The sequence below is a fragment of the Acinetobacter sp. YK3 genome (assembly GCF_001729365.1).
In the GTDB taxonomy this organism is placed as follows: Bacteria; Pseudomonadota; Gammaproteobacteria; order Pseudomonadales; family Moraxellaceae; genus Acinetobacter; species Acinetobacter vivianii.
The window spans coordinates 24,005-34,002 of the sequence record NZ_LZPJ01000138.1 but is presented as its reverse complement, the minus strand read 5'-3'; the positions used below and the strand labels follow the sequence as shown (position 1 = coordinate 34,002).

10 protein-coding genes are annotated in these 9,998 nt (G+C 39.5%); 4 read left to right on the top strand and 6 right to left on the bottom strand.

Annotation, left to right across the window (positions count from 1 at the left end):
* Window positions 1–356 precede the first annotated feature (356 nt).
* Both A9Z07_RS16475 and A9Z07_RS16470 read left to right on the top strand, forming a co-directional pair.
* On the top strand, window positions 357–1,346 hold the full coding sequence (locus tag A9Z07_RS16475; protein WP_004773639.1) for a LysR family transcriptional regulator: 990 nt from the start codon (window positions 357–359) through the stop codon (window positions 1,344–1,346).
* 143 nt (window positions 1,347–1,489) lie between these two features.
* A complete protein-coding gene (locus A9Z07_RS16470) occupies window positions 1,490–2,818 on the top strand; it encodes a hemolysin family protein (RefSeq protein ID WP_004773640.1) in 1,329 nt (442 codons plus the stop codon).
* A 38-nt stretch (window positions 2,819–2,856) separates the two neighbouring features.
* Here the strand turns inward: A9Z07_RS16470 and A9Z07_RS16465 are convergent, their stop codons facing one another.
* Complete coding sequence (locus tag A9Z07_RS16465) at window positions 2,857–3,120, bottom strand: ribosomal protein L7/L12 (protein ID WP_069579880.1); 264 nt, start codon at window positions 3,118–3,120, stop codon at window positions 2,857–2,859.
* Between the two features lie 55 nt (window positions 3,121–3,175).
* On the bottom strand, window positions 3,176–3,691 hold the full coding sequence (locus A9Z07_RS16460; protein ID WP_004773643.1) for a hypothetical protein: 516 nt from the start codon (window positions 3,689–3,691) through the stop codon (window positions 3,176–3,178).
* 222 nt (window positions 3,692–3,913) lie between these two features.
* On the opposite strand from A9Z07_RS16460, the gene A9Z07_RS16455 reads away from it, so the two are divergent.
* Complete coding sequence (locus A9Z07_RS16455) at window positions 3,914–4,462, top strand: DUF2239 family protein (protein WP_069579879.1); 549 nt, start codon at window positions 3,914–3,916, stop codon at window positions 4,460–4,462.
* 47 nt (window positions 4,463–4,509) lie between these two features.
* Here A9Z07_RS16455 and A9Z07_RS16450 read toward each other — a convergent pair whose 3' ends face one another.
* The 4 genes from A9Z07_RS16450 to A9Z07_RS16435 all read right to left on the bottom strand — a co-directional run bounded on the left by A9Z07_RS16450 (window position 4,510) and on the right by A9Z07_RS16435 (window position 9,317).
* On the bottom strand, window positions 4,510–4,791 hold the full coding sequence (locus A9Z07_RS16450; protein WP_047429000.1) for a hypothetical protein: 282 nt from the start codon (window positions 4,789–4,791) through the stop codon (window positions 4,510–4,512).
* 145 nt (window positions 4,792–4,936) lie between these two features.
* Window positions 4,937–6,550 (bottom strand): sulfate adenylyltransferase subunit CysN, encoded by a 1,614-nt coding sequence (cysN, locus tag A9Z07_RS16445; protein WP_069579878.1) that lies wholly within the window; start codon window positions 6,548–6,550, stop codon window positions 4,937–4,939.
* A gap of 83 nt (window positions 6,551–6,633) precedes the next feature.
* Window positions 6,634–7,542 carry a sulfate adenylyltransferase subunit CysD gene (gene cysD, locus A9Z07_RS16440; protein ID WP_005231558.1) on the bottom strand — a complete coding sequence of 303 codons (909 nt, stop codon included), beginning with the start codon at window positions 7,540–7,542 and terminating at the stop codon, window positions 6,634–6,636.
* A gap of 323 nt (window positions 7,543–7,865) precedes the next feature.
* Window positions 7,866–9,317, bottom strand: coding sequence for a capsule assembly Wzi family protein (locus A9Z07_RS16435; protein ID WP_069579877.1), 1,452 nt, complete (start codon window positions 9,315–9,317; stop codon window positions 7,866–7,868).
* Window positions 9,318–9,485: 168 nt separating this feature from the next.
* On the opposite strand from A9Z07_RS16435, the gene A9Z07_RS16430 reads away from it, so the two are divergent.
* Window positions 9,486–9,980 (top strand): DUF2059 domain-containing protein, encoded by a 495-nt coding sequence (locus tag A9Z07_RS16430; protein WP_069579876.1) that lies wholly within the window; start codon window positions 9,486–9,488, stop codon window positions 9,978–9,980.
* Window positions 9,981–9,998 lie beyond the last annotated feature (18 nt).

Sequence of the window (9,998 nt, the reverse complement as noted above, 5' to 3'; positions counted from 1 at the left end):
ATCAAAATCCTTAAAAATAATACATAAATAAATTTTTTTAATCAATTTTCAAGATACACTAAAATGTATAAAAACCCTATTTCAGGCCATTTTTCTAGACTGATCAGTTCAAAAAATGCGAAAAAACAGGCGCTCAAATCGTAAATAGATATAAATTTTCACCCTGTTTTATGCCAGCTCTAAAAAAGTAATTGAGCTAAAATCAACCGATCTTAATTTAATAAATTAACTCAATGTGCCAAGTTCCATGACACACCTTGTGGCTGTTGCTTTTATGTAGGATTAAGTTACACAAAAGACTTTAGATATGTCATAATTCAACACAATTTAAGGATTTTATTTTCGGTATTTTTTTTATGAATCTGGAGCGGGTCGATCTTAATTTATTAATTTATCTTGACGTACTTCTTCGTGAAAAAAATGTCACACGCGCCGCAGAGCAACTCGGTGTTACCCAGCCTGCGATGAGTAATATTTTACGTCGTTTACGTAACTTATTTAATGATCCCCTACTGATTCGCTCTTCTGAAGGCATGACGCCTACTGAGCGTGCATTGGAATTACAACCTCGTATTCGCGATGCGCTGTCAGATCTTTCCATGATTTTAGAGCCGCGTACCGAATTCCGTCCTTATACCAGTACTCGTGTGTTTCGTATCATGACTTCGGATTATGCCGAAGCGACCCTAGTGCCTCGTCTTGTCAAGGCATTGCGCTCGGAAGCGCCAAATGTTGTACTGGATTTCTTAACACCGAGTGATGTGTCTTATCGAGACATGGAGCAAGGTAAAGTTGATCTCGCCATTAACCGCTTCAATGAAATTCCACAAAGTTTCCATCAGGTTCTGGTCTGGCGCGATAGCTTTAGCTGTATTTTAAATGACAAACACCCTGCTGTGACTCACTTAAACCTGAAAAGCTATTTAGATGCACAGCATATCTGGGTATCAAAAACAGGAATGGGTGTGGGCTTCGGTGTGAATCCGGATAAACAGGCAGGTCTTGGCTGGATTGATCAGGCTTTAGAACGTATTGGTCAACGCCGTAAAATTTCAGTGTTTACCCGTCATTATCAAATGCCAGCACTGTTAGCACAAAATGTTGATTTGATTGCGACCTTGCCAACACGCATGGCACGTTTGCAAACACAAAATCCAAAACTGGTTATAAAGGATCCTCCATTTTATATTCCTGAATTTGAATTAAAAATGGCTTGGTGTCCTTTACTGCATCATCATCCTGCACATCGCTGGTTAAGACAGCTTATCCTGTTTGTTGCACGGCAGATGATTGAGGAAGAGAATCGTGAATTTCTCTTAAATAACTCACAGTTTTCACAATACTAAAATATTGCTCTATAATAATATTTAATTCCCTATGGATATGCTTGTTTCTTAAGCGAAATTGTTATAACGAGGTAATGATTTGATTACCTCTGTTCTTTTTTGTGTTACAACATATTCATAATAATATGCAACACAGGTGATGTGTGAGTCTCTTCCAAAATATTATTGTTATCGCCCTGCTTATTTCAGCAGCAGGCTTTTTATCACTCACAGAAATTGCTCTCGCTGGCGCTAGAAAAGTTAAATTAAAAATTTTGGCCGAATCTGGCGAAACCCGCGCACAAAAAGTTTTAGATCTACAAGAACAATCCGCTGACTTCTTCGCAGCCTCGCAAATTGGTTTAAATGCCGTTGCAATCTTAGGTGGTATTCTCGGTGAAGCGGCTTTCCGACCTTTCTTCGTTGACCTGATTGTACGGGTTTATTCAGGCCCTTGGTTAGAGACGATTGGTTTTGCCCTTTCCTTTACCATGGTCACTTCTCTATTCATTTTATTTGCCGATCTTATGCCAAAACGTTTGGCGATGATTGCACCAGAAAAAATTGCCATTAGCGTGATCGAGCCGATTCAGATTTTTATTAAAATCTGCAAGCCGTTGGCATGGGGCATCAATGCGATTGCCAATCTGTTATTCCGCTTATTTAAGGTCAATACCATTCGTGACGACAATATTACCTTTGATGATATTTCAGCGGTCATGGATGCAGGTGCACAAGCTGGGGTTTTACAAAAGCAAGAACATCATTTTATTGAAAACGTGTTTGAACTCGAAGAACGTACTGTTCCTTCAAGTATGACCACACGTGAAAATGTAGTGTTTTTTACCCTGACAGAACCTGAAGATAGTATTCGTCAAAAACTGGGTGAATATCCTTATTCAAAATTTCTGGTTTGTAATGAACATATTGATCAGGTGATCGGCTATGTCGACGCCAAAGATATTCTGGTCCGTATTCTCAATAAACAGTCTTTTACACAACTGAATGAATCAACCATTCGTAATGTGTTAATGATTCCAGATACCTTAACCCTGTCAGAATTACTAGACCGCTTCCGCTCAACCAAAGAGAAATTTGCAGTCGTCATTAATGAATATGCCTTGGTTGTTGGCGTGATTACCCTAAGTGATATCATGATCACGGTCATGGGTGACTGGGTCACTCCAATGGATGAAGAACAGCAGATTATTAAACGCGACAATCATTCTTGGTTGATTGATGGCGGCACACCAATTGAAGACGTCAAACATGTTTTGGAAATTGAAGAGTTTCCTGAAAATGAGAATTACGAAACTATTGCTGGCTTTATTATGTATCGCCTACGCAAGATCCCGCGTCCTGCTGATGCCGTAGAATATGCTGGATTCAAGTTTGAAGTGGTCGATATTGACCATTATAAAATTGACCAATTACTTGTCACACAAGTTTTACCAAGTCAGGAAAATGAGTCTCTCACCACTTCCGAAGACTAAGCAAAGATCAAAAATAAAGCCCGATTTACGGGCTTTATTTATTTCATTACAAACCAGATCAGAACAGCCAATATCACAATAATAAAAACAACAACCTTTATTCCACCACGACTTTTCTGCGCCAACTGCTCCTGCACATGGGCCTGTTCTTGTGGATGTTCTTGCAAATACTGATCAATTAAATCTTTTGATTCCTTCAAACCTAATCCTGTTTGCTCACGTGTAATCTTGATGGCATCAATCAATTGCCCTTCACGTAACACATTTAATGCTTCAGGTGGAATACGAGGAAATGAACTCATAAACTAACAATCCTTGTTATGTTTGACGATGAGTAGAACGGGCTACTATCCGCGCTTAGTTTCCGCCGAGTTGTGCCAACAATGTATCCAAAGTCGCTTGATAATGGATCGTAATATCTTCTGCTAAAATCTTATATGCATTGTCAAATTGAACCATTGGCCAGCCTTCTTTCCAAAATGGAAAAATATTGTGCAAGTCATGAGTCACCGTCGCATCTTCACGACCAATGGCCTGTGCAACCTGAGCAAGCACCTGTGCAGTTTCTGCACCATCAATGGCTAAATAATCAATTCCACGCGCTTTTAAAATGCGAATACGGTCTTTTTTATAACGAATTTTTTTAGCTTGGCCTGAATTTAAACCTAATGCCAATGTTACAGCTTCAACGAACTTGTCTTCAAAACTTGTATTCAGTGCAACCAAAGCTTGTTTATGTGCTTCTTGACGACCAGCTTTCCCCCCATTACGGATAATCTCATTTGCTTCCGTATCCAGCTTATCTTTTTTCATAGACTGTAAAATGTCTAAAACTTCGATATCGCTTAAAGATTCAGGAGATTGCTCAATCATGGGAGACCTTATACACATAAATAAAGAAACATTGTCTCATAAAAGCGTTATCAAAGCAGAATAAAAATGAAAATTGGCATTCTATCTGCATAATTTTTTATATCGGTTTGCAAAATTTATCCCAACGAGTTCAGGTTGCTTTTAGAAGATGAATGAATTTGTTTGCTAATTTATTTTTACCCTGATAATATTATTTTACCCGTATAAAACTATTTAAATAAAATGAATACTCAAAATACCTATACTGCTTTTTCAGGTAACACGCTGATTGCTCAAGCGCAACTTCCTGACATTGCATTAAAGCTCAAACGTCTTTCTGAAACTGCCGAGAATATTTTGATTTTCAATGATCAAACTGGTCGACAAATTGATCTTGATCTTTCTGGTTCTGAACAAGAAATCCAACAACGTTATAGCGAGCCTGAGCCAGCAAAAAAAGTTGGGCGACCGAAGCTCGGCGTTATCTCTCGTGAAATTACTTTACAGAAAAAACATTGGGACTGGTTAGACCAACAGAGTGCCAGTGCATCAGCCGTGATTCGAAAGCTGATTGATAAGGAATTGAATGACCCAGCATCTGAAAGCAATATCATGCTTGCCAAGCAAGCCACTGATCGCTTTATGTCGGCGATGTTAGGCAACATGCCCAATTACGAAGAAGCAACTCGTGCTTTGTATCAGGGTGATCAGGCTGTTTTCTTAAAACTAATTAAAAACTATCCTTTAGATCCCCAACAATATATTTGTAGATTATCCATGCATGCCTTTTAAAAAGGCAGCTTTGATTTATTGAGAAGCCCCTATTGCAGGGGCTTTTTTCAGGCCAAGTTTTTCTTTTCTTTATACTCTTTCACCTTTCGATCACTCACATCCTCTGGATAACAATAAGGTGTGTATCCGCCTGCACGGTTATAAGCACTACGTTTTCCACAGCGACTACCATTACGTGCAGTGTTATAGGGGCATGGGCAATTACCTGGATAGCTCTCAATAGATTCTTGAATAATTTTTCGTTTAATTGCCGCTGTACTATTCCCTACCTGTTTGGCCTCAACATTAAAAGCCAGACATAAACCCATTAAAAATAATATTTTTTTCATACCTACCTCTCTAAGGCAGGCATTGTATAGAGAAATATTTTATGTGAAATATCATATATATTTTAAATGATTTATTATTAGACGGTTAAAGCCATAAGCATAAAAAAACCCGCTTACGCGGGTTTTTTCAAATCAATTCAGTCTATTAAAGACGAACCAATTCCACTACTTTCTCAGTGGTTTCTTCAACCGTTTCTGCCGTAATATCAGTATCTGTACCTTCAACAGTTGTCGTAATAACCACCACACCTGTTTCACGTAACAATGTAATTTGCTCAGCCGTTAAATTAGCTTTTGCAATCGCAACCACACCTTGCTGAATCAATAAACTCTCTAAAGCTTGAGCTTTCTCAATCAACTGTGCAGAAACACCAATTACCGCAGGCTTCTGACCTAAACGAGCTGCACGATCTTCCGCAGTCACAGGATTGCTATGTGCAGTCCATTCAACTGCCGCTTCAACCATACCTGCACCAACAGTGACGTTGCTTAAACGGTCAATAAAGATAAATGAACCTGTATAACGGCTGTCTTGATATTGGTCAAAGACCACTGGTGCATCAAACTCAACCACTACATCCGCAATTGCATTCAGTTCAAGCTCTTCAACTTGCGTATGCTCTAATGTATTTACATTGACACGGAAGTTAATTGCAGTGACTTTAGCCGGAACTGTCTGAGTACCAATTTTGACGTTGTAAAGCTTACCTTTCACCAATGGATGTTCATTCATCCAGACCACTGAAGCACGAACACTACGTGAAATCAAAGGCTGCTCGCCCGCACGGACTAAAACGTTACCACGAGAAATATCAATTTCATCATTTAAAGTTAAAGTCACGGCCTGACCTGCAACGGCCTGCTCAAGATTGCCATCAAAAGTGACAATCTCTTTCACCGTTGATTTCTTGCCTGATGGCAATGCAACAATCTCATCACCTACATTGATTGCACCTAATGCAATCGTTCCAGCAAAACCACGGAAATCAAGGTTTGGACGGTTTACATACTGTACTGGGAAACGGAATTCATGTTTATTTGATTCGCGCTTAATTTCCACAGACTCAAGAATGCTCATCAAGGTTTGACCCTTGTACCATGGCGTGCTTGCAGATGGATTCACCACATTATCGCCATTCAATGCCGAGATAGGCACGAATAAAATATTCTCAGGACGACGATCGCCGAGTTGGCTTACGAATGCATCATATTCAACCTGAATTTCGTTGAAACGCGCTTCAGAGAATTCAACCAAGTCCATTTTATTGATCGCAACAACGATATTTTTAATACCGAGTAAGCTAGCAATAAATGAATGACGGCGAGTTTGGGTTTGCACACCATAACGCGCATCAATCAGGATAATGGCAAGATCGGCAGTGGATGCACCTGTTGCCATGTTACGTGTGTATTGTTCATGTCCAGGCGTATCCGCAATGATGAACTTACGCTTTTCAGTAGAGAAATAACGATAAGCCACGTCAATGGTAATACCCTGCTCACGCTCTGCCTGTAGACCATCGACCAGCAAAGCAAGGTCAGGTGCATCACCTGTGGTTCCCACTTTCTTACTGTCACGTGTTACGGCTTGCAATTGATCTTCATAAATCAATTTTGAATCGTAAAGTAAACGACCAATTAAAGTACTTTTACCATCATCGACGTTACCGCAAGTCAAAAAGCGCAATAAGTCTTTTTGTTCATGTTGTTTTAAATAACCCAAGATATCTTGGCTAATAAGATCTGATTGATGAGACATTGCTCAAAACTCCACATATTCTTTAGAAATCGCTTTTAATCTCCCTAAATCCCTCTTTAAAAAGAGGGACTTGCTTAAGGAAACTAGAAATAACCTTCTTGCTTTTTCTTTTCCATCGAGCCCGCTTCGTCGTGGTCAATCATACGACCCTGACGCTCAGAACTGGTTGCTAAAAGCATTTCCTGAATAATTTCAGGCAAGGTATCTGCTTCAGACTCAACTGCACCTGTTAACGGATAACAGCCAAGTGTACGGAAACGTACCGATTTCATTTGTGGAACTTCACCCTCTTTTAAGCGCATACGTTCATCATCCACCATGATCAACGTGCCACTGCGTTCAACCACAGGACGAACTGCAGAGAAATAAAGAGGAACAATCTGGATATTTTCCAGATAAATATATTGCCAGATATCTAACTCAGTCCAGTTCGATAATGGGAATACACGAATACTCTCACCCTTGTTCACTTTACCATTGTAAAGATTCCAAAGTTCTGGACGCTGGTTCTTAGGATCCCAACGATGCTTACTATCACGGAACGAATACACACGTTCTTTGGCACGTGATTTTTCTTCATCACGGCGCGCGCCACCAAATGCAGCATCAAACTGATACTTATCCAAGGCTTGCTTTAAACCTTGGGTTTTCATGATGTCGGTATATTTTGAACTACCATGATCAAATGGATTAATCCCTGCATCACGACCTTCAACATTTTGGTGCACGATCAAATCAAAGCCGTGTGTTTTTGCCATATTGTCACGGAAAGCAATCATGTCTTTAAACTTCCAGCCCGTATCTACATGCAACAACGGGAATGGAAGTTTTGCCGGATAGAAAGCTTTGAGTGCAAGATGCAACATCACTGCTGAGTCTTTACCAATTGAGTAAAGCATCACAGGATTTTCAAATTCGGCTGCAACTTCACGAATAATATGAATACTTTCTGCCTCAAGTTGCTTGAGGTGCGTTAATCTATTTTCAGTCATGTACAATTTCCCCCTTATCCATGCTATCCATAAAATCTATAAGTGGTATCAAACCACCACTTTGAAGACTGTGTGGAGGAACGAGTGCCATAACAACTCCAATTTTTCATGATATCAAGATTCTTACTCGTGCTACTTTCACGATCGAGTAAAGGATATTCATTATAATAATTTAGATTCGATTCTTTAGCTTGTTTTTTCATATCAATATGCAAAATTATGATATGAAAATAAGTTTATGGAATATCAATACAATCTATTTCACATGAATAAATTAAAAAAGAAGCCCATCTGGACTTCTTTTTTTATCGGCTCAGCTTTGTTTAAAAGCGGAACATTTTTGTTTCTAATGGAATTTCAACGCCTACAGAAACACCACCATCACTGCCATGTAGGTCAGAATCACTCACCCAACCATTCACTTTCAATGGAATTGTTGGTTTTAGATAATGTGTCCAGGTTAGATCTAAACCTTTAATTTTATCTGCTTTAGGAAATGCATCGTTATTCAATTCGACACGGCTTGTTTGACTGACATTTGCATATAGTAAACGTCCACTCAGGCGATTCATCACATCAAAACGAATATCACCACCAACCGAATACATTTGACCATCGCCACCCATTGCATGACCTAACGGGAACCCATGCTGATAGTAACCATCTTTATATGTGGTATGGCTATATGAAATACCTTTTGCTTCGCCATTGGTACGTGTGTCCGCCCATTCTGCGTAGAGTTGGTACGGCATATTTTTATAGCTTGATGAGAAATCAGCACCACCGAGGTACATATATTTTGCAGGTAGGCCACCCGCTTCATCTTCACCTACAAATTGTGTATATAAACTGACTGGCACATTAAATAATGGTTGTAAGAATAAGCGACCATCAAAGCCTGCAATCTGGTTAGATGGATCTTCTTTACCTGTACCACCATTGTCTTTGGTGCCTGTCCAAGCATCCCACAATGAGCTAAAGCTTTCAGGTCGTCCTTCTCCACCCCACTGAATCGCACGTGAAGCACCGATTTCTAAGGCTGGAAATGGTCGTGCAGTTAAGCGCAAACCAATTAATTTTGTGTCAGGAACAGCTTTATAGTCATCTAACTGACCAGCAAAAGCCTGATATTGCCACGGCCCAATCCAAGACAACCATTTGGTTTCAAATGCATCTTGAACTGCACGTTGCATTGTCACGCCATATACTGGACGGCTGGCATCACCACGAATCAAGCTACCATCATGTCCCGGCCCCCAATAAGTCGGAATTTGACCAGCGACAATCCATTGGTTCCAAAGTTTACCTGCGATATACGAACCTTCGACATTGACGTCGTTTCCATTATCAATCAATGGATCTTTCTCTCCATTGACACGCAGTTTGGCATCCCAATTCTCACCACCTGCATTGAACTCTACAGCGGCCTGATATTGAGATTTCTGGTTATCACCAAAAGCCTGAGGAACAGTTTTAAGATCAGTACCAGCATGCAAACCGACTTTGACTGTTTCATTATCTGCCTGTAATGCATTCAATACAGAATTAATGACTTTCTGCTGCGTGTTATTGCTCACTTTTGCTTGTGACAATGCACGTTGAATTTCATCACCGCTCATTGGCCAAGTCGATGTACTGATTTGAATGACACCTTGCTGGTTTAACCAGTTTAAATCCGTTCTTAAATTTTCATCGTTGAGTACAAGACCCTGAGCAAATACAGGAGAAGAAAGAGCAGCAAATAATGCGATACAAAGCGATTTTTTTAAAAACATGTCCAGACTGTTCTCAAATTTATTTATGGACACATGATCGTTGGTTTATGAGCACATTTCAATCGTCAAACGAAACAATTACATTTTTTAACATGCAGGATAAAATTGACAATAATTGATGCCTGTCAGTAACATTTATTTCACCTATAACACGACTGAAATCAAATAATGAAAATTATTGCGACATTTATCCTTGCGGCAACAATCTCAATTCCTGCGTTTGCTCAGCCAGCGTCAAACCAATCTGTAAAAGAGTTATTAAAAATAACCAAGTCTGAACAATTTCTTGGTCAAATGAGTCAGCAGATGAATAGCATGATGCATTCAAATATGGATAAGATCACTCAAGGCAAAAAATTAACAACAAAACAAGAACTTGCCATGGTAAATTATTCTCAGGAACTTGGCAAAATTATGCAAGAGGAATTGACATGGGCAAAATTAGAACCAGAAATGATTAAAATCTATGCCGAAGAATTTACCCAAGAGGAAATTGACGGCATGATCCAATTCTATAAAACGCCTGTAGGGCAATCCATGATTGATAAAATGCCAATCGTGATGCAAAAAAGCATGCAAGTGGGCTATAAACGAATGGATAGCGTTACACCTAAAATTATGCAGGCCGCAGAAAAGTTAGCAAAAGAAATGCAAGCTGAATAATTCATTCAAGCATAAAAA

Coding starts and splice junctions, on each gene's coding strand:
- A9Z07_RS16475 (WP_004773639.1), top strand. CDS start 357: ATGAATCTGGAGCGGGTCGATCTTAATTTATTAATTTATCTTGACGTA.
- A9Z07_RS16465 (WP_069579880.1), bottom strand. CDS start 3,120: ATGAGTTCATTTCCTCGTATTCCACCTGAAGCATTAAATGTGTTACGT.
- A9Z07_RS16460 (WP_004773643.1), bottom strand. CDS start 3,691: ATGATTGAGCAATCTCCTGAATCTTTAAGCGATATCGAAGTTTTAGAC.
- A9Z07_RS16455 (WP_069579879.1), top strand. CDS start 3,914: ATGAATACTCAAAATACCTATACTGCTTTTTCAGGTAACACGCTGATT.
- A9Z07_RS16450 (WP_047429000.1), bottom strand. CDS start 4,791: ATGAAAAAAATATTATTTTTAATGGGTTTATGTCTGGCTTTTAATGTT.
- cysN (WP_069579878.1), bottom strand. CDS start 6,550: ATGTCTCATCAATCAGATCTTATTAGCCAAGATATCTTGGGTTATTTA.
- cysD (WP_005231558.1), bottom strand. CDS start 7,542: ATGACTGAAAATAGATTAACGCACCTCAAGCAACTTGAGGCAGAAAGT.
- A9Z07_RS16435 (WP_069579877.1), bottom strand. CDS start 9,317: ATGTTTTTAAAAAAATCGCTTTGTATCGCATTATTTGCTGCTCTTTCT.
- A9Z07_RS16430 (WP_069579876.1), top strand. CDS start 9,486: ATGAAAATTATTGCGACATTTATCCTTGCGGCAACAATCTCAATTCCT.